Origin of the sequence: Actinobacillus porcinus (assembly GCF_901764995.1) — a bacterium.
Lineage (GTDB): Bacteria > Pseudomonadota > Gammaproteobacteria > Enterobacterales > Pasteurellaceae > Exercitatus > Exercitatus porcinus.
This window is the reverse complement of the sequence record NZ_CABFKI010000018.1, coordinates 1-18,002: the sequence shown is the minus strand read 5'-3', so window position 1 is coordinate 18,002 and position 18,002 is coordinate 1. Positions and strand designations below refer to the sequence as shown.

20 protein-coding genes are annotated in these 18,002 nt (G+C 42.7%); 8 read left to right on the top strand and 12 right to left on the bottom strand.

What is annotated here, in order from left to right; genetic code table 11:
* Positions 1–16: 16 nt before the first annotated feature.
* Positions 17–316, top strand: coding sequence for a hypothetical protein (locus tag E7T07_RS10500; protein ID WP_135711090.1), 300 nt, complete (start codon positions 17–19; stop codon positions 314–316).
* A gap of 29 nt (positions 317–345) precedes the next feature.
* On the opposite strand, the gene E7T07_RS10495 is transcribed toward E7T07_RS10500, so the two are convergent.
* The 3 genes from E7T07_RS10495 to E7T07_RS10485 all read right to left on the bottom strand — a co-directional run bounded on the left by E7T07_RS10495 (position 346) and on the right by E7T07_RS10485 (position 2,900).
* Positions 346–1,575: a type II toxin-antitoxin system HipA family toxin gene (locus E7T07_RS10495; protein WP_135711089.1), complete on the bottom strand. Its 1,230-nt coding sequence runs from the start codon at positions 1,573–1,575 to the stop codon at positions 346–348.
* Positions 1,576–1,881 (bottom strand): helix-turn-helix domain-containing protein, encoded by a 306-nt coding sequence (locus E7T07_RS10490; protein WP_135711088.1) that lies wholly within the window; start codon positions 1,879–1,881, stop codon positions 1,576–1,578.
* A 131-nt stretch (positions 1,882–2,012) separates the two neighbouring features.
* On the bottom strand, positions 2,013–2,900 hold the full coding sequence (locus E7T07_RS10485) for a LysR family transcriptional regulator (protein ID WP_135711087.1): 888 nt from the start codon (positions 2,898–2,900) through the stop codon (positions 2,013–2,015).
* 115 nt (positions 2,901–3,015) lie between these two features.
* On the opposite strand from E7T07_RS10485, the gene E7T07_RS10480 reads away from it, so the two are divergent.
* The 3 genes from E7T07_RS10480 to E7T07_RS10470 all read left to right on the top strand — a co-directional run bounded on the left by E7T07_RS10480 (position 3,016) and on the right by E7T07_RS10470 (position 6,706).
* Complete coding sequence (locus tag E7T07_RS10480) at positions 3,016–3,858, top strand: aldo/keto reductase (RefSeq protein ID WP_135711086.1); 843 nt, start codon at positions 3,016–3,018, stop codon at positions 3,856–3,858.
* Between the two features lie 69 nt (positions 3,859–3,927).
* Positions 3,928–5,583 carry a carboxylesterase/lipase family protein gene (locus E7T07_RS10475; protein WP_135711085.1) on the top strand — a complete coding sequence of 552 codons (1,656 nt, stop codon included), beginning with the start codon at positions 3,928–3,930 and terminating at the stop codon, positions 5,581–5,583.
* 10 nt (positions 5,584–5,593) lie between these two features.
* Positions 5,594–6,706 carry an alpha/beta hydrolase gene (locus tag E7T07_RS10470; RefSeq protein WP_135711084.1) on the top strand — a complete coding sequence of 371 codons (1,113 nt, stop codon included), beginning with the start codon at positions 5,594–5,596 and terminating at the stop codon, positions 6,704–6,706.
* A 102-nt stretch (positions 6,707–6,808) separates the two neighbouring features.
* Here the strand turns inward: E7T07_RS10470 and E7T07_RS10465 are convergent, their stop codons facing one another.
* Complete coding sequence (locus tag E7T07_RS10465; protein WP_180338725.1) at positions 6,809–7,948, bottom strand: NADH-dependent flavin oxidoreductase; 1,140 nt, start codon at positions 7,946–7,948, stop codon at positions 6,809–6,811.
* 105 nt (positions 7,949–8,053) lie between these two features.
* Between E7T07_RS10465 and E7T07_RS10460 the strand changes: the two genes are divergently transcribed.
* A complete protein-coding gene (locus tag E7T07_RS10460) occupies positions 8,054–8,953 on the top strand; it encodes a LysR family transcriptional regulator (RefSeq protein WP_135711083.1) in 900 nt (299 codons plus the stop codon).
* A gap of 82 nt (positions 8,954–9,035) precedes the next feature.
* On the opposite strand, the gene E7T07_RS10455 is transcribed toward E7T07_RS10460, so the two are convergent.
* Positions 9,036–9,650 carry a DsbA family protein gene (locus E7T07_RS10455; protein ID WP_135711082.1) on the bottom strand — a complete coding sequence of 205 codons (615 nt, stop codon included), beginning with the start codon at positions 9,648–9,650 and terminating at the stop codon, positions 9,036–9,038.
* A gap of 122 nt (positions 9,651–9,772) precedes the next feature.
* Here E7T07_RS10455 and E7T07_RS10450 point away from each other — a divergent pair, with 122 nt between their 5' ends.
* The gene (locus E7T07_RS10450; protein WP_135711081.1) at positions 9,773–10,663 is read left to right on the top strand and encodes a LysR family transcriptional regulator; all 891 of its coding nucleotides are present in this window, start codon (positions 9,773–9,775) and stop codon (positions 10,661–10,663) included.
* 56 nt (positions 10,664–10,719) lie between these two features.
* On the opposite strand, the gene E7T07_RS10445 is transcribed toward E7T07_RS10450, so the two are convergent.
* The 6 genes from E7T07_RS10445 to E7T07_RS10420 all read right to left on the bottom strand — a co-directional run bounded on the left by E7T07_RS10445 (position 10,720) and on the right by E7T07_RS10420 (position 16,528).
* A complete protein-coding gene (locus tag E7T07_RS10445) occupies positions 10,720–11,712 on the bottom strand; it encodes a virulence RhuM family protein/type II toxin-antitoxin system death-on-curing family toxin (RefSeq protein WP_135711080.1) in 993 nt (330 codons plus the stop codon).
* Between the two features lie 200 nt (positions 11,713–11,912).
* Positions 11,913–12,758 (bottom strand): KilA-N domain-containing protein, encoded by an 846-nt coding sequence (locus tag E7T07_RS10440; protein WP_135711079.1) that lies wholly within the window; start codon positions 12,756–12,758, stop codon positions 11,913–11,915.
* A gap of 199 nt (positions 12,759–12,957) precedes the next feature.
* A complete protein-coding gene (locus tag E7T07_RS10435; protein WP_135711078.1) occupies positions 12,958–13,830 on the bottom strand; it encodes a strictosidine synthase in 873 nt (290 codons plus the stop codon).
* A gap of 76 nt (positions 13,831–13,906) precedes the next feature.
* Complete coding sequence (locus E7T07_RS10430; protein ID WP_135711077.1) at positions 13,907–15,118, bottom strand: NADH:flavin oxidoreductase/NADH oxidase family protein; 1,212 nt, start codon at positions 15,116–15,118, stop codon at positions 13,907–13,909.
* Between the two features lie 113 nt (positions 15,119–15,231).
* Positions 15,232–15,552: an ArsR/SmtB family transcription factor gene (locus E7T07_RS10425; protein ID WP_005821012.1), complete on the bottom strand. Its 321-nt coding sequence runs from the start codon at positions 15,550–15,552 to the stop codon at positions 15,232–15,234.
* Positions 15,553–15,778: 226 nt separating this feature from the next.
* Entirely contained in the window at positions 15,779–16,528 is a 750-nt protein-coding gene (locus E7T07_RS10420; RefSeq protein ID WP_135711076.1) for an SDR family NAD(P)-dependent oxidoreductase, read from the bottom strand.
* A gap of 169 nt (positions 16,529–16,697) precedes the next feature.
* Here E7T07_RS10420 and E7T07_RS10415 point away from each other — a divergent pair, with 169 nt between their 5' ends.
* Positions 16,698–17,222, top strand: a complete 525-nt coding sequence (locus tag E7T07_RS10415; RefSeq protein WP_135711075.1) for a TetR/AcrR family transcriptional regulator — start codon at positions 16,698–16,700, stop codon at positions 17,220–17,222.
* Positions 17,223–17,302: 80 nt separating this feature from the next.
* Here E7T07_RS10415 and E7T07_RS10410 read toward each other — a convergent pair whose 3' ends face one another.
* Positions 17,303–17,710, bottom strand: a complete 408-nt coding sequence (locus tag E7T07_RS10410; protein ID WP_135711074.1) for a DUF2000 domain-containing protein — start codon at positions 17,708–17,710, stop codon at positions 17,303–17,305.
* Positions 17,711–17,821: 111 nt separating this feature from the next.
* On the opposite strand from E7T07_RS10410, the gene E7T07_RS10405 reads away from it, so the two are divergent.
* The coding region (locus tag E7T07_RS10405) for an Lrp/AsnC family transcriptional regulator (RefSeq protein WP_135711073.1) at positions 17,822–18,002 on the top strand (181 nt) is incomplete at its 3' end.

Here is an 18,002-nt window from a genome sequence, read left to right as displayed (position 1 = left end):
TTAAATTCGACCGCTTATGCTCTTTCTCCAAACTTTTCCTTTAAAATTTTTTCCAACACATCAAACACCACTAACACTCTTTTCGGGGTTAGCGTCTGATAAGGGCGGTACAGATAAAATTGCCATTTTTCAAGCGGTAGGTTTGGCAATAAAATTTGCAATTGTCCGTTTCTCAAGTATTCGGCACAACTTAGTGTACTCAACTGGGAGACAGCTTTATCCGCAACATCAATGGACGGCGGCACCGAGCGAGCATTTTTCAGGGGCGGCACGTTTTACTCGGCTGCCTGAAAAAGCTAAGCGGTGGTTTTCGTAAAATCTTTTGCAAAAACGACCGCTCTTTGCCTATTCCAACCTAAACGCTCCTCTCATTCGTTCCTGTTCGGCTCGACTGATACCAATTTCAGTTGCCACTGTTTGCCAATGTTTCACACTTTCTATCACATCTTGATAAATTTCATCCGCTTGTTTTGGTGTCAGTTGAAAAAAATTCGCCACGTCAAAAGCCAAACGAAAATCAAGTCGGTTGTCGCTGTCGGTAATGTTTAAATGTAAGCCTTGAGCATAGGGTACGGGATTTAAATCATAAGCAGGCGAAAGCCGCCAGCCGTTATCTGCCATCAAAAAACCGTGATTACGCAGATGATCATCGCTATTTGAGATGGCAATATTAAACACTAAACGCCGCCAAAGTTGAGCCAAATCCGCTTTGGTGTTAGCCCCTTGTTGCGTGAGAAACTGAGCCATTTCCAAATAACTCGCCTCATAATCGCCATCGTAATAGCCGAGTTGTGTCAATGCAGATGTGAAATGCAGCCGTTGCGTGCCAAGGCGGTCAAAGCGTTTGGTTAAAAAGGTATGAAAGGGTTGATTAAAACGTTCGATACGACATTCCGCCATTTGAATACCTGCTTGTAAAGCCAAGCGATAAGCAACAAATTCCCAAGCACCCATATCATAATCATCATAACGGCTGGGAAATTTGGCAATCCAAAGCTGCTGATTTTCATCAATCACAGAGGCTTTTGGTCTAGCTCCGCCCAATGATGAGCCGGGTGAAATCAACATAGAAAGCCATTTTAGGTAATCATTATCTTGTGTGTTATCTTGTTCAACTTGCAGCGAGGCATATTCCAGCTCACGTAATGATGAAATCGGCGGTGTCGCAAATTGGCTTTGATTATCAAGAAAATCGCCGTTTAAATCAGTTTTAAAACGCAATGCCCCCATACGGTTGGTATCGTGTACACCAAGCAAATAATCAATTTCTCCTAACTGATTAGGTCGGCGTTGCTCTTGATTTGCCTTAAATGCTTCACGGCGTTTCATTAACAATCGCCCCCAACGATCGGGACAACTATCGAGAAAAACCCGAAAATTCTGCGTGTTTTGGCTATGTTGTTCGCCACGAAACAGTTGTAAGTCAGGATCGATTTGTTGAGCAAAAGTCTTAAGCCAATGCTCATCATAGGCAAAACGAAAATGCTCTTTTCCCTTAATTTTATCGGCGTTGAGCGTACCTACAAAAGTGGGTTGTTCAAGCCCAATCCAATCCGCAAAAACATAAACCTGCATCTATTTCTTCCCCTTTAGTAACGCAATATCCTGCAATTTTCTGCCTAGCTCATCATCTTGAGCCACCAATTTCCAATCATCAACCAAACCTAACACGCCCAACACAGCCGTGTAGTGCCCGATAGAAACAGTCGGGTCGCCCTGAGTAATTTTGCGAATGGTTAAACGGCTTAACCCCGTGCGTTCAGAGAGCAAGGTTTGCGTATATTTACGGCGTTTGCAGGCAAGTTTGATATTTTCCCCAAGCTGATTTAAGGCTTGTTGATAATCAGGAAAGATAATGGCAGATTTTGACTTATTGAGCATTATATTTACCAATTTGTTTAATTTTGATTATTATAATGCTCATTACATAGAATGTAAAATTGCTTATGAATAAGCGGTCATTTTCGCAAAATCTTTTGCAAAAATAACCGCACTTCCCTATTTCAAACACTCTATCTCAAACACTCCACCAACGCTTTAAACAGCGGTGAGTTTTGGCGGCGGTTGGGGTAGTAAAGATGGTAGCCGTCATAGTGCATTGCGTATTCAGGCAGCAGTTCGACCACTTCGCCACGCGCTAACTCTTTTGCCATTCGGTCTTTGGGCATTAGGGCTAAGCCTAAGTGGGAGAGACAGGCTTTTTGGGCGAGGTAATTGTTATTGACTACCAACCGTCCGTTTGGGGTGAATTTGATGATTTCTTGGCTGTCGGGCGAGCGAAATTCCCAAACGAACAAGCCTTCGGAAGTCGGCATTCGCACGCAGACGCATTGATGTTGGGTTAAATCTTGCAAGGTTTGCGGTGTGCCGTTTTTTGCCAAATACTCGGGCGTGGCGACCAATGCCATTTGCATATCATCGGAAATCCGCACCGCAATCATATCCTGATCCACTTCTCTGCCTAAGCGAATCCCCGCGTCAAACCGCCCTGCGACAATGTCGGTAAATTTCATATCGCTGGTCAGTTCTAATTTGACTTCGGGATATTTTTCCATAAAGTTCAATAATTTATCCCAAATGGCATACATAAAAACGTGGTCTGCGCCGTTAATGCGCAACGTGCCGTTTAGCGTATCCCGAAAGGTACTGAGCGCATTGATGTTATCTTCAATGCTTTCAAAGAGCGGCAAAAGCTGCCTGAAAAGTTGCTCGCCCGCCTCGGTGGTGGCGACACTTCTGGTGGTGCGGTTGAACAGTTTGATTTTGAGCTGCTCTTCCAGTTTGCGCATTGAATGGCTTAACGCCGAAGTCGAGACATTCAGCCGTGCAGCGGCTTTGGTAAAACTGCCTGTTTGTGCCACGATAATAAAACTGCGCAGCTCGTTCATATTATCAATCATCTTAAAACCCTTGATTGTTGAATTTTATTCAAAAGCGTATCAAATTATTCCCTACTAATCAAAACAATCTTGCTCATCTATAATGCGCTCATTCAAATAACACAGGAGTAAAAAAATGAAATCAGTAAAATTAAATAACGGAATTGAAATGCCTATGGTTGGCTTTGGCGTGTTTCAAGTGAGCGATGAAGAAACTGAAAAAGCGGTATTAGAAGCGTTAAACGCAGGCTATCGTTTATTAGACACCGCCGCCGTTTATGGCAACGAGGCTGGCGTTGGACGTGCAATCAAAGCGAGCGGTATTCCACGGGAAGAAATTTTCGTCACGACAAAATTATGGATACAGCGTGAAAATGGCTACGAAAATACCCAAAAAGCCCTTGAAAATTCGCTAACTCGCTTAGGTTTGGACTATGTGGATTTATATTTAATGCACCAACCCTTTGGCGATGTCCACGAGCAATGGCGTGCGATGGAAGATCTATATAAAGCAGGCAAAGCCCGTTCTATCGGCGTGAGCAACTTTCATATGGATCGCTTAATGGATTTAATCACTTGCCACGAAATTGTGCCTGCGGTAAACCAAATCGAAACGCACCCGTTCTATCAACGTGATGCGGAAATCGCTTTCCATAAAGAACTCGGCATTTTGCAACAAGCGTGGGCGCCACTTGCGGAAGGCAAGTTTGAGATTTTCAGCAACCCGATTTTAACCCAAATTGCCCAAAAACACGGCAAATCGGTGGCACAAGTGGTCTTGCGTTGGCTTAATCAACGTGGCGTGGCGATTATCCCGAAATCAGTCAAAGTAGAACGTATGCTCGAAAACCGTGAGATTTTTGATTTTACGCTTGATGAACAAGATTTAGCCCAAATCGCCACACTCAACCGTGATGAAATTATCTTCAATCATCGTGATCCGAAAATGGTGAAATGGTTGGCGGAACACCGCGGATAATAGACAAGCGGTCGGTTTATGAAAAAACATTGCAAAAACCAACCGCACTTTCCCCCAAAGGAGCAAATAATGAAACCAACAAAATCTAAACTGTTTCCACTTTTATTACTTTCTGCCTCTATTTCAATGACGACAATGAGCTACGCAGAAACGCAAGTTCAGGCAGGCAATAATATTGCGGTGGTGCAAACTCAAGCAGGTGCAGTGCAAGGTTATGTGCAAAATAGCGTGGTAACTTATAAAGGTGTGCCTTATGCCACCGCCGAGCGTTTTATGCCGCCGCAAAAAGTGGCGAACTGGCAAGGGGAAAAATTAGCCTTAACTTATGGTGAAGTCTGTCCGCAAGTGCCGATGGGCGGACGTTCGTTCTTCTTCACAGGCCCTGAAATGACGGAAGGCGAAAGCTGCTTAAATCTTAATGTTTGGTCGCCTTCGGTGTCAGACGGCAAAAAACGGGCGGTGATGGTGTGGATACACGGCGGCGGTTTTCAGTCGGGTGCATCGAACGATTTAGACAGCTATGACGGTGCGAACTTGGCACGCACAGGCGATGTGGTAGTAGTGTCGGTCAATCATCGTTTAAATGCAATGGGCTTTTTGGACTTGTCCGCTTATGGTAAGCAATATAAAAACTCGGCGAACTTGGGAATGCAAGATTTAGTCGCATCACTCGAATGGGTGAAAGAAAATATCGCTCAATTTGGTGGTGATCCGAATAATGTTACGATTTTCGGCGAAAGCGGTGGCGGTGCGAAAGTATTGACCTTAATGGCAATGCCGTCTGCAAAAGGCTTGTTCCATAAAGCCGTAGTGCAAAGCGGTGCGGTAGAAAAAATGGGAATGAACTTACTCGATCCACAAGTTAGCCAACGTGTAACCGAATTAACGCTGAAAAATTTAGGGGTAAAATCAACCGCACTTGATGAACTGAAAAAATTCACCCCTGAGCAGATCAATAATTCAGCAAATGAAGCCTTAAAACAAACAGCAAAAGAGCAAAAAATCACCGCTCTGCGTGGTGCGAGTTATGCCTTGTTTTGGACGCCAACATTAGATGGCAAACTCATTCCACAACAACCTGTAGGCGAAAAATACCCTGAAATCGCCAAAGATATTCCGTTGCTGATCGGTTCAAATTTAACGGAATGGGAAAGTTTTCCACTGCAAATGGATTTGCAAAATTCACAAAAAAGCAACCGCTTTACTTGGACTGAAAGTGAAACAATGGATCGCTTAAAAGCCAAATATGGCAACAAAACCGATGAAATCGTGGCGGCGTTCCGTGAGGCTTATCCAAACCGAATGATTGCCGATGCCTTGTATGTGGATAGTTTCCTACGTACGCCAGCCTTAAAAACTGCTCGCTTAAAAGCGGATCAACAAGGTGCGCCTGTGTATAACTATATTTTCAGTTGGGATACGCCAGTGTTTAACAGTGTGCCGATGAGTTATCACACCGCCGAAATCGCTTTTGTGTTCAATAACATAGAGCGTATGGCACAGGCGACAGGTGGTGGCAAAGATGCTCAAGCCCTTGCCGATAAAATGAGCCGTGCGTGGACAAACTTCGCTAAAACAGGCAACCCAAACGCCGAAGGTTTACCGCAATGGGACGCTTACACTCGTGAAAATGGCAAGGTAATGATTTTTGATAATCAACCTGAAGTGAAACCACATCACGACGAAAAATTGCAACGCTTATTAGCCCCGAATTACAATTTTTAAGGAGTAAACGATGTTAAAAAAATCTGCAAAATTATCCTTAATTTTGACCGCTTGTGCGATAGCGGTGCAAAGTTTCGCCGCCCCACTTTCCATTGAACAACAAGGCAGTTTTGCTGTGGGCGGTACGGTGAAAACCAGTAGTGGCACTTATCAGCCGCTACCTGAAATCGCCAAAGAGAAAGCAAGCAACAACTTTATGGACGTGTTCAATGCGTCCGTTCAGGCAGGCGGACAAACCTTGCACGGCGACCACGCCACGGTGTTTTACCAAATCCCGAGCAACCCACGCCCTTATCCGTTGGTATTCTTACACGGTGCAGGACAATCTATGCGGACTTGGCAGACCACACCGGACGGTCGTGAAGGTTTCCAAAATATCTTTTTACGCAAAAACTACCCTGTTTATTTAGTGGATCAACCACGCCGTGGCTGGTCGGGACGTAGCACGGTGGACGCCGAAATCAAAGCAACACCGGACGATCAATTCTGGTTTGCCCAATTCCGTATCGGCACTTACCCGAATTTCAATCAAGACGTTGCGTTCCCACAAGACGAACAGTCGCTTAACCAATTTTTCCGCCAAATGACCCCAAATACCGGCGCATTTGACGCAAAAGTGATTAGCGAAAGCCTAGACCAACTGTTTAACCGCATTGGCAACGGCGTTTTGGTTACCCACTCGCAAGGAGGTATTGTCGGCTGGTTGGTCGGTATGCAGAGCGATAAAGTGAAAGGCATTGTGGCATATGAACCGGGTAACTTCCCATTCCCTGAAGGCGAAGTACCACCGACCATTACCAGCAAATTCGGCGACATCAAACCTGCGGTCGCCAGCCAAGCGGACTTTGAAAAACTGACCAAAATGCCGATTGTGATCTACTTCGGCGATTTCATCGGCGACAAACCGTCCGACAACCAAGGCGAAGACCAATGGCGCATCCGCCTAAGCCTCGCCAAACAATGGGCGGACGTGGTGAACAAACACGGTGGTAAAGTAGAAGTGATCGAACTGCCGAAAGTGGGGATTAAAGGCAATACCCACTTTCCAATGTCTGACACAAACAACGTACAAGTGGCGGAGCATTTGGCGGAGTGGTTGAAAGAAAAAGGGTTGGATAAATAAGAGAAAATACCGTCTGAAATTGAGGTTTCAGACGGTGTTTTTTTTAAATGTACTCACTTGTAGGGGCTAATCACATTAGCCCCACAAATTTGTTCATTAAAACTATAAATCCACAGGCTTCCACTCTTGCCCTACCACTGGCGGTAGCCACGGGCTGCCTTTAATGCACATATCCCATAACATATCAGGAATACCGTAGTGATCGGCTTGCGTTGGGTCAAGCTCGCTGACAATTTCGTCCGCTCTCCCTTCTGCCAATAATGTGCCGATAGTTGGGTTAATCATTACCACTTTACCAAGGGCGATAAACTCCGCCCAACCGGTGCTGTAGGCAGCTAAGATTTGCTCAGCTGTTAATAAATTGCCTACGCCAATTAGCGGTAATTTACCGCCAATACGTTCGTGAACTAATTGCATACGGGTGATGGTTGCATCTGCGCCACGGCGTGCTTGCTTGTAGAAATCCCATAATGAGATATGTAAATATTGCAATGGTTTTTCCACTAAAGCATCAATTAACGCAAAAGTATCCGCCATTGTTAAGCCATTTTCGCCCGGTTCTTCTGGCGAAAAACGGTAGCCGATAATGAAATCTGGGCGGTTGTGTCGTTGGCGTACCGCCGTCACTTTGTCGATAACTGCCATTGGAAACGCCATACGTTTTTCTTGGCTGCCACCCCACGCATCGGTGCGGCGATTAGTTTGTGCTGAATAGAATTGTTGGATCAAATAACCATTCGCACCGTGAATTTCCACACCGTCAAAGCCTGCACGCAGTGCCAAATCTGCGGCGTTGCCAAAAGCATCAATCAACGCCAAAATCTCAGCTTCCGTTAAAGCTCTTGCCCCCACCTCGGCATTTTCGCTTGGTGCGACCATATCCTTACCGTTCAGCAACGCTGGAATAGATTTATCGCCACCGTGATGAATTTGCAAAATTGCTTTTGCGCCTTGTGCTTTAAGCAAATTTGCTGTGCGAGCAAGGCTATCTAATTGACTTTCGTGGATCGCTTCAGGTTGCCCAACAAAAGCTTTCCCACCATCTGCTACAAGAGTTGCCGCTGTAATAAACAAGCCGATATTTTCAGCACGATTGCTTAAAAAGCGTTGTTCTTGCTCGCTTAATGTACCATCTGGGTTTGAGGCAAAATGTGTCATCGGCGCAACCACAAGACGGTTCGAGATTTCCACACCATTATTTAAGACGTAAGGTTGAAAAAGTGCGGTCAATTTTTCTTTCATATTCTTTCCTTTTGTAGATTGGTAAAAGACACGTCATTGTAGCCCGATTATTATCTTGATAAAATCACTAATAAATACATTCTCTATCTCAAAAAACGGAACAATATGAATAAACTGGATGCATTACGTTACTTTTGTGTGGCAAGCGAAACCCTCAACTTTCGTGAAACAGCGGTACGTTTATCTGTATCTCCACAAGTCGTCAGCCGAACTATTGCGGAGCTAGAAAATACTTTGGGCGAACCGCTATTCAAACGCAACACCCGTAATGTCCAGCTTACTGAGTTTGGTCAGCAATTTTTAGTGGAGGCACGGCAATTCTTAAATGAAGAGGCACGTTTATTCAGTTTCGCCAAAACTAACCAACAAGCTATTCAAGGCACGGTGCGGATTACCCTGCCGCCACTGCCTAATCACACGCAAATTTTAGCGGACTTATTGCAAGCCATTGCGCCCTATCCCAACTTAGCCATTGATTGGCGTGTGGATTTAACATCGTTAAAAGCAGTGGATAATCAAATTGATATGGGTATCCGCATTTGCCAAAAGCCCGAACCGGATTGGATTACGCATCATTTAGCCACTGTAGAAGAAAAAATTGTAGCCTCGCCAGCCTTAATCGAAAAATTGGGAACGCCTGCGGATCTCACCGATTTGGCTAAACGTTATCCACTGGCAGCGATGTTTAATGCTCTGCAAGGGCGTATTTGGCAATGGCAAATCAATGCCGAACATACCATCACACCACTCGCCCCCAAATTTATCAGTAACGATATGGCAAGCGAACTGCAAGCCACCCTATCTGGGCAAGTTTGTTCACAATTATTAGGTATGTTCTGCCAGCCTTATTTGGACAGCGGAGAACTCGTGGAACTTTTCCCCGACATTCCGAAACAACCGTGGCAAATTTATCTCTACCGCCCATATCAAACGGTTACCCCTTTACGAATTGTAAAAGTGTTTGAACTGTTAAGAGAGATTTTGAGCAAGCGGTTGGATTTTTAGCGTGGTTGGGCGTAAAAATACAAGCGGTGGGATTTTCAGGGAATTTTGCAAATGCAAAACTTATGAAAATTCCACCGCTCTTTTATAAGCGTTGTAAGTAATCCTTCAACCCTTGAATGTCCCCATACAACAACTGGCTCGGCACAATATACAACCGTTCGTCTTTTTCGACAATCAACTGCGGCACGCCTTGCACACCGCAATGGTGGGCGAGTTGTTGCCCGAATTGAAGACGTTGTGCTAATGCCGTTTGGGTAGATTGTTCGCTAAGCAACGGCACAGCTTGGCTAAGATTGAGCTTGTGTAACACCTGTTCAACCACCGTCAAATCCGCATTATCCAAACCGTCCACATAGCGTGCCGTCTGCAACGCTGACAACACAGCAAGCTCTTTTTCAGGGGCAATTTGGTGTACCGCCGTTAAAGCCAGCAAACAGTTTGCCGAATCAAAATCGCCTTCGCCTTGCAACACGTTTTCCAAATACGCCTGACTAAACGGCTGACCGGTCAATTTTTCAATCCGTTGGTCGTTACTCCACGCATAGCGGGCGAAATCTGCGTCCATTTTACGACCACTTTGGTAAAACAAGCCTGTTGGCGTGAGTGTAAGCGGATAGATTTCATTGAGTTTTTGCAATGTCGCTGACGCCCCATAACACCAGCCACAAAGAGGATCGAATAAGTAGTAAATTTTCATTTTGTTTTCCTATTTTTCGTATAATAAAAGTCATTGATGTATGTATTTTAATGAAATAAAAAGAGAGAAAAACAGCGATTTTAGAATATAATTGTTTCTAATTAAGAAACAAAAGGATAATTATGGACAAACTCACCGCTATTAAGGTCTTTCTGACCGTTGCCGAAACAGGCAGTTTTACCGCCACCGCAGAACAATTAGAGATTTCCAAACCGATGATTAGCCGTTATGTCGCTTTAATGGAAGAATGGCTGAATGCCCGACTGTTTCAGCGTTCCACCCGCAAAGTCGCCCTAACAGACGCAGGCGAACAAGCGGTGCTTTTTTGCCAAAGAATTGCCAATTTAACCGCAGAGATGGAACAAGAAATGATGGTACAGCAAAGCGAGTTGCGTGGCGCGTTGCGTGTCACCAGTAGCCAAACTTTCGGGACGTATCATTTAGTGCAAATGGTCAATCGCTTTTTGCAGTTACACCCGAAGTTGAATATTCAGCTGTTGCTTAACGATCAGCAGATGGATTTAATCAGCGAGCGTATCGATCTTGCCATTCGGATTACCAACACCCCCGACCCAAATTTTATCGCCCGAAAACTTGCTGATTGCCATTCATTGCTGGTGGCAACGCCTGATTATTTGGCACAGTTCGGCACACCAAAACAGCCTGAAGATTTGTATCAACATCACTATTTGTCGCACCATAACATCAACCGTAAAGCGTGGAAATGTACGCAAGGGGAACAGGAAGTATTGCTTGACCTAAACAGCCGTTTCACCACCAACGACACCCAAGCACTGCTCAACGCCGTGCTAGACGGAAACGGCATTGCGATGTTGCCAAAATATATGCTGGAAACCGAACTGCAACAGGGCAAACTGCAAGCCGTCCTACCCGACTGGCAACTGCCGACATTCAGCATTTATGCGATGTATCCATCAAGGGACAAACTCCCCCTTGCCGTGAGAAAACTGATTGATTTTTTGGTGGAGAATTTTGAAGGGAAAGCGTGGTAGGGTGCGTTTGCTAACGCACCATTTTTATCTTATATTTGAATGGTGAGTACACACCACTACCCCTTTAACAAAATAAAATGCTCTACCAAACGGATCATTAACTCTTTTTGTTCAGGCAAACTTTCTGCCACCAACAAGGCAAGAGCGACAAGAGTATTATCATTAATCAACTCATTAACAGGTTTAGCAAGCAGGGCTTGATTTTGGTGTAAATACCATAAAAACAGGAAAGAACCTGTGCGTTTATTGCCGTCTGCAAGCGGGTGGTTTTTGATCACAAAATACAATAAATGTGCCGCACGGCTGGCAATGTTCGGATAAAACCACTCTCCGCCAAAGCCTTGTTCAATGGTCGCAATCGCCGATGCCAAGCCATCACTTCGTAACTGCCCGAATAGCTCAGTCGCCTCGCCTTTGGCTTTTAGTTCTTGTTTTAATTGCGAAATAGCGGTTAAAACATCTTCAAATACCAAGGGTTTCATTTCAGGCTGCTGCACCGAAATCGCTGCTAGATTTTGCTCATCATACGCCTGCAATAAGCTCCAAGTTCTCGCATAGTCCTGCACCACACCAATAACCGCCTTACCTTCATCACTAATCAAGGCTTGGTTAGTCAGCGTTTGACTTAACAATGCCACCGCTTGGCTAAATTCCACACCTTTTTCCTGCAAGCGTTTTTGGTTAAGCACATAACCTTGCACCAAAAATTGTTTCAAAGTTTGGGTTGCCCATTGGCGGAATTGTGTTGCACGCTTAGAGCTAATTCGATAGCCCACAGAAATAATCGCATCAAGGTTGTAGTGTTTTAAACTACGCTGTACTTGACGTTTACCTTCTTGGCGAACTACTAAGAAATCCTTAGTAGTTAAAATTTCATCAATTTCTTGCTCCTTATAAATATTTTTAAGGTGCATTAAAACGTTTTCTGGCGTTGTTCCAAATAATTCTGCCATTTGAAGTTGTGTAAGCCACACCGTTTCATTATCCAACGAAACCTGTAAGGAAATTTTGCCGTCTGCGGACGTATAAAGTTGAATTTGGTTTTGCATTATTGATCCTGTTGAATTTGAACTTGTAAGAAATCCTTAATAGTTAAAATTTAGCCAATTTTTTTTGAGTTGTTGCATTTTTTGCAATAGCTGAATTTTGCGTAAACATAGAATAAAACCGCAATCAAGAAAACAACAAGCGGTCGGGTTTTCTGAATTTTTTGCGGATTGCAAAATCTTGTGAAAATCTGACCGTACTTTTATTTTTTATCTTCCAATAACGCTATATTTTTCTGCCCCAACTTTTCTAAGGACAACATTTGATTTCTTGCAAGTTTTCTCAGCTCAATCATTCGCTCTTTCTGTGCTAAACCTTTTTCAATCAAAATAGCATTATAACTTTCCATATTCGCAAGTACTAAAAGTTCATTTAAGCTGGCATAATCTCTCATATTTCCTTTTACATTTTTGTTTTCGTCTCGCCACTCTTTAGCTGTTTTATTGAACAACGCAACGTTTAGCATATCGGCTTCACTGGCATACTTAAAACCCAATTGACTTTCCGTTAAATCATTCAACAAATAGGTTTTTATCGCATCGGTATGAATTTTATAATTAATTTTCGAGATTTCTCTGTGTAAATTCCAAGTTAAGGATAGTTTTGATGTTTCAGCTTCTTTTAGTCTTTGATAATCTTTAATAATATAGAGTTCAAATTCTGCGGATATCCAAGATGCAAACTTAAACGCAATATCCTTATGGGCAAATGTTCCACCACCTCTTCCCAATTTCACAAATATCCCTTTTGCATTTGTGCTATTTGACCATCTTTGTGGAGATAACGTAAAAGCATTGCTCCCTGCTTCTTTTAAAAACCCCTCGAATTCGATGGGGTTAAATTCCGGATTGTTTAATTGCTCCCATATCCCCAAATATTCTATTGTGTTATGGTTTCTCATCCAATTTGCTACAACAACATTTGGCTCTATCTTATTTTTATACCTTGCAATATCAGTCAAACTAATATAATCATTCTTAAAATCTTCTGTATAAACTTCGATGCTAAAACCTTTCGCTTCTATTTTCTCTTTTTTTATTTTTGGCATAGTCGTTTCCTTTCGTTAAAAATTCGCATTTTTTGCAACGGTTAAATTTTGACATAATAAACATAGAATAAAACCGCAACCAAGAAAACAACAAGCGGTGATTTTTTCGATCAAGATCACAAAAATAAAATGTTGGACAAAAAAAGGTGCGTTCATACGCACCCTACAAATACTGGCAAATCGTAAAATCTCGCCAAAATTACGGATTAACTTGCCGACCATTATCAATAAAAACCAGCGTTTTCTCAACATCATAGGCATGAATGGCTGAACTAAATACCGCTATTCTCTTAGAAAGCTGTTTTAATTCATCGCTTTGAAAAAATACACTCATCGCCTGACGGTCAGCAAAACCCAAAATCAACGCCCCGTGAAACTGTACTTCCGGCGCATTATCATGTGCCACATTGGGCGAATTCCATTGACTTTGTTGCCACGGATTATATGCTGCGGTACGCAATTCTTTCAATTTACCCATATTCGCCAAACTTGGGGCTAATTCTTGATTGATAAATTGTTGAAATTCTTGTTCACTGATATTAGGTCGTTTGCGAATAAAGACCATACTCCGAGCGTTCACAACATCATCACGGTTTGCCACACGATACTGCTTGGAATTTTCAGGAATTGCCGCATACAAAATGGTGCGTTTGAATAAATTCACTTCATCAGCCTGCGCCAACTGACTTTGCTTTTCGCCTTGAGCAGAAAAATGACCTTTTAAAGTAACATCGGCTACCCCATCAATTTTTCTCTCGGTCGGAATATGGGTTTCCACGCCATCAATGGCTTGCCACAAACCTGTATTGTGTTCTGCAAAATGAATTTGACGATACTCTTTCAAATCCGTATTGGCAGCAATAATTTGAGCGTGCGGTCCTTGCCAACGCTGCATACTATCTTGGCGTGGTTTATCGGCACGCACCCATAATAAAACAGATGATGATAAATTTTTTTCAACCGGCACAGCAGTTTGTACAGGCATTACAGACACCGTTTCAGCCTGGCTATTCATATTTAATGCAAAACCCAACAATAATACGGCTAATTTTGTTATGGTATTTTTATTCATAGAATTTTATCCTTAAAAAATAAATGGTTAATTAAGTGTTGATTTGTATTTTCAGACTGCCTGAAACCGATTTAACTCAACTGCGCCCTGTACTCAACCCAGCCTTGCCGTTTTCCCAAAGGGTTTTGAATAACACTTTCCACGGCGAAAGTGTCGGATTTGGCTGTTTGCCATTGCCGATTAACGCCATTTGTGCCATATACCAATCCATTTCCAGCACCGCACCGAGTTTGTTATCCACCGGGGCGAAACCTGTTTTTATGCGGTTGGTCACGATGGTTTGATAGTTGCCTTGTTGAATTTGGTTTGGTAAATCGGGTTGTAAGGCAAAAGGTCGGGCGATGCCGATAAAATCCAGATGTCCGCTTTGCAGAGCCTCGTTCATTGCATTTTCACTACGGAAACCGCCTGTGATAATCAGCGGTACGTTGCAGACGGCACGGGCTTTTTCGGCATAATCCAAGAAAAACGCCTCACGTTTTTGCGTGCTGGCTTTGGCGGTTAGCATTTCGGGGCTTTCATAATTTCCGCCTGAAATCTCAATAAAATCAATGCCTAATTCCGCCATTTTTTGCACCACTTGAATGCTGTCCGTTTCATCAAAACCGCCTTTTTGGAAATCCGCCGAGTTGAGTTTTAAGCCGACCAAAAATTCAGGCTGCACCGCCGCACGAATGGCGTGGTAAATTTCCACTAAAAATCGCATACGATTTTCAAGGCTGCCGCCCCATTTATCTTCACGGCGGTTGTGGTGCGGCGATAAAAATTGACTGATTAAATAGCCGTGTGCCGCGTGAATTTGCACGCCCGAAAATCCGGCTTTTTCGGCGATTTTTGCGGTGGTGGCAAATTGCTGAATTAAGGTGTCAATTTCAGGTTCGGCTAAGGCTCTGGGTGGATTGATAAAGCCGTCCATTCCCTGCAACGCCACCGCACTCGGCGCAACGGGCGTTGGCGATAACACTTTGGGCGACTGTTTGCCTGCGTGGTTAATCTGCATAATCAGCAAAGTATCGTTTTGCATGCCAGCCTTCGCCCATTGTTGCAAAATCGGCAAACTGCGTTCGTCCGTGAGTACCACATCGTTGATCGAGCCTTTGCCGTTTTCAGCGACCATCACATTGCCCGTCACCAACACACCAGCGCCACCCTTTGCCCAAGTGTCATAAAGTTGCACCAACGGCATTGTAGGTTGATTTTGTTTGGCAAGCTGTTCTTCCATTGCGGATTTGAAAAAACGGTTTTTGGCAATTTTGCCGTTAGAAAAGGTAAAAGGTTGAAATAGCATAAAATTCCTTATTGAGATTATAGGTTTAAAAATATAAACCTATTTGGGTAAAAAATTACGGCTAAATACCAGCAACTCTAGCAATAGCCGTGTTAGGTAATCATAAAAATTAGCTAGTCGTCCAATGGTTTAATACAACCATCTGCAATAAATGACGACATTAAACGCCGAAAACGCTCGCCGGCTTGTTGTAGGCTCACGGTGTAATAACGCTCTTTGCCTTGCTGATCAACACGCACCAAACCGGCGTCCAACATAATTTTGAGATGATGCGACACCGCAGGGCGTGATAAATGCAGCCGTTCGGTCAAATCATTGACATTCAAACTACCGTTTTCAAACAAAATATGCAAAATCATCAAACGGTTTTCATCGCTTAACACAGTAAAAGTCGGAATGCACTCACGTAAAATATCAACGGTTTTTTGGCTCATATTTGTTTATAGGTTTAAAAATTTGAACACATTTTAAATGTGATGGAGCAGATTGTCAAGCGGTCAGATTTCTACTGAATTTTGCAAATGCAAAAATTTGTGGAAATTTGACCGTTCTTTTATCCCATAATCTCAAACATTAATGGTCTGTTGATACATTTTATTATTCTAAAAAGTGAAAGGTTTTGGCATTATTAAAACACCAAAACCCATTGATTTTTAAAAATTACTTGGCACAAAAACCGCCATCAACATTTAAAATCGTTCCTGTCATAAACGGCACATCAGGCGATGCCAAAAACACAATCGCATTAGCAATAGAACTCGTATCGCCCATTTTATTCATCGGGTGAATGCCTGCAATTTTATCTTCTGGATAAACGCCTGCGTTAATAGCATTTTGCAAAATATCGGTTTTAATTGCCCCAGGGGCAACGGCATTGACCCGAATGCCTTGTGTCGCATAATCCAATGACGCCGACTTGGTTAAGCCGACCACTGCGTGTTTGCTTGCCGAATATTGCGAAGTAAATTCAATGCCATTTAAACCTGCAATAGATGCCAAATTAACCACCACGCCACCGCCAGTTTTGAGCATGGCGTCAATGGCGTATTTCATTCCCCAAAATAGCCCCATCACATTGACTTCAATCAACTCACGGAAATTTTCGGTAGAATGTTGATGTAATGGTACATTTTCACGCCCTGCAATGCCTGAATTATTGACCATTACATCAATTTTACCAAAATGGGCAACGGCTTGTTCAATCAAGGCTTTGACTTCATTTTCTTGGGTAATGTCTGTTTTGACAAAAATCGCATTCGTACCCAATGATTTGATTTCATTGATAACTTCTAAACCTTCTTTTTCACGGCGACCGCTGACCACGATATTGTCGCCTAATTTGGCAAATGCCAATGCCGTTTCTTTGCCGATACCCGATGTTGCCCCAGTAATGACGATAGTGCGTTTCATAAAAAATCCTTGTGTGTGTTGAAAATTTAAGATGAGCGTATTTTAGGATATTTTTATGTGTTAAAATAGCTATAAATGATATTCAAATTTCATCATATCCATACAAAATACACAAAAAGTATGCTTATGATGAAATTAACCAGCAAATAGTTTAACCAACGAGTAAGCCATGAACAAAACCGACCTGCGTGTGATTAAAACACGCGAAACCATGCACCGTGCTTTAATTGATTTGTTGCACGAAAAGCCATTTAACGAGATTACCGCCAAAGATGTGATTGAAAAAGCGAGGGTTAATCGCACAACTTTTTACCGTTATTATTCGGGACTGGTTTCTTTAATTGATGAAGTGTTTTTTGATTTTAAACAAAAATTTGCGGATTTGCTTGCCAATGAACATTGCCAAACCGAACAAGTTTTTCAAGATTTTCTCAATTCTCGGCACACTATTTCAGCGTTATGGAAAATCCAATCTCGCCGTTATGGGCTATATGATGATATGCACAAAATGTTGCGAGTTGCTTTTGCTGATGAATTGGTTAAGCAAAATATGGTGGGACATTCTTTGCATTATCAATCATTTATTTGTGCCAGTTTGTGTATGGAAAGTTTGCGATATGCGATTTTGCATAATGAAACCATGAGTTTGAAACAGAGCATTGATGATATTAAATCATTGACTGGTTTATTTTGAGTTTGTATTTTCAGGCAGTCTGAAAAACTTATCACAACAAAAAAAGCCGTCTAAATATCATTTCAGACGGCTTTCCCAATTTATGAATGTAAAGCAATGCCTTTGGTTAATTTATCCACCGCATTTTTCTTACCACGAATGGCAATGCCAACCAAATTTAAATTGCTCGTTTCATGTTTAGCAATTTCTGCACGATTATCTACATCATTGTAAGTTTTAAACAATTCTTCGGTATAAATTGCCACCGCCATTTCTTTTTGATTGGCACTTTGCAAAAGTTCCAATAATGTTGCACGGTCTGCCTGATGTACCATAATCGGCTGTTGGCTCATTGGCAAATACTGAACACCACTAGCGTCTTGATAGGGTTCGCCCACAATATTTTGCGTTGCACCCAAGCCACTCATCAAAAAGGCAGTTACATTTAACGCCTGCCACGTTGCCAAATCATCACGCAAAATCACTTTGATTTTTGTATCAAAATTCATCATTCTCTCCAAGAAGTTGTTCAAATTGATAAGAGAATTGTACCGCTTTTGCTATAAAAAAGGTTTGCGTTTTTTGCTATAATTTACCTTATTTTTAGAAAATTTTTGCGTATGGATAATTTAGATAAGAAAATTTTGGCTCACATCCAAGAAAATGGGCGAATTTCTTTCACGGAATTGTCAGATAAAGTGGGGTTGAGTATCTCGCCTTGTCAAAGACGGTTAAAGCAACTGGAAGACAGTGGCGTGATTAGCGGTTATCGTGCCGAAGTCAATCCCGAACGGATTGGCT

Coding starts and splice junctions, on each gene's coding strand:
- E7T07_RS10500 (WP_135711090.1), top strand. CDS start 17: ATGCTCTTTCTCCAAACTTTTCCTTTAAAATTTTTTCCAACACATCAA.
- E7T07_RS10495 (WP_135711089.1), bottom strand. CDS start 1,575: ATGCAGGTTTATGTTTTTGCGGATTGGATTGGGCTTGAACAACCCACT.
- E7T07_RS10490 (WP_135711088.1), bottom strand. CDS start 1,881: ATGCTCAATAAGTCAAAATCTGCCATTATCTTTCCTGATTATCAACAA.
- E7T07_RS10485 (WP_135711087.1), bottom strand. CDS start 2,900: ATGATTGATAATATGAACGAGCTGCGCAGTTTTATTATCGTGGCACAA.
- E7T07_RS10480 (WP_135711086.1), top strand. CDS start 3,016: ATGAAATCAGTAAAATTAAATAACGGAATTGAAATGCCTATGGTTGGC.
- E7T07_RS10475 (WP_135711085.1), top strand. CDS start 3,928: ATGAAACCAACAAAATCTAAACTGTTTCCACTTTTATTACTTTCTGCC.
- E7T07_RS10470 (WP_135711084.1), top strand. CDS start 5,594: ATGTTAAAAAAATCTGCAAAATTATCCTTAATTTTGACCGCTTGTGCG.
- E7T07_RS10465 (WP_180338725.1), bottom strand. CDS start 7,948: ATGAAAGAAAAATTGACCGCACTTTTTCAACCTTACGTCTTAAATAAT.
- E7T07_RS10460 (WP_135711083.1), top strand. CDS start 8,054: ATGAATAAACTGGATGCATTACGTTACTTTTGTGTGGCAAGCGAAACC.
- E7T07_RS10455 (WP_135711082.1), bottom strand. CDS start 9,650: ATGAAAATTTACTACTTATTCGATCCTCTTTGTGGCTGGTGTTATGGG.
- E7T07_RS10450 (WP_135711081.1), top strand. CDS start 9,773: ATGGACAAACTCACCGCTATTAAGGTCTTTCTGACCGTTGCCGAAACA.
- E7T07_RS10445 (WP_135711080.1), bottom strand. CDS start 11,712: ATGCAAAACCAAATTCAACTTTATACGTCCGCAGACGGCAAAATTTCC.
- E7T07_RS10440 (WP_135711079.1), bottom strand. CDS start 12,758: ATGCCAAAAATAAAAAAAGAGAAAATAGAAGCGAAAGGTTTTAGCATC.
- E7T07_RS10435 (WP_135711078.1), bottom strand. CDS start 13,830: ATGAATAAAAATACCATAACAAAATTAGCCGTATTATTGTTGGGTTTT.
- E7T07_RS10430 (WP_135711077.1), bottom strand. CDS start 15,118: ATGCTATTTCAACCTTTTACCTTTTCTAACGGCAAAATTGCCAAAAAC.
- E7T07_RS10425 (WP_005821012.1), bottom strand. CDS start 15,552: ATGAGCCAAAAAACCGTTGATATTTTACGTGAGTGCATTCCGACTTTT.
- E7T07_RS10420 (WP_135711076.1), bottom strand. CDS start 16,528: ATGAAACGCACTATCGTCATTACTGGGGCAACATCGGGTATCGGCAAA.
- E7T07_RS10415 (WP_135711075.1), top strand. CDS start 16,698: ATGAACAAAACCGACCTGCGTGTGATTAAAACACGCGAAACCATGCAC.
- E7T07_RS10410 (WP_135711074.1), bottom strand. CDS start 17,710: ATGAATTTTGATACAAAAATCAAAGTGATTTTGCGTGATGATTTGGCA.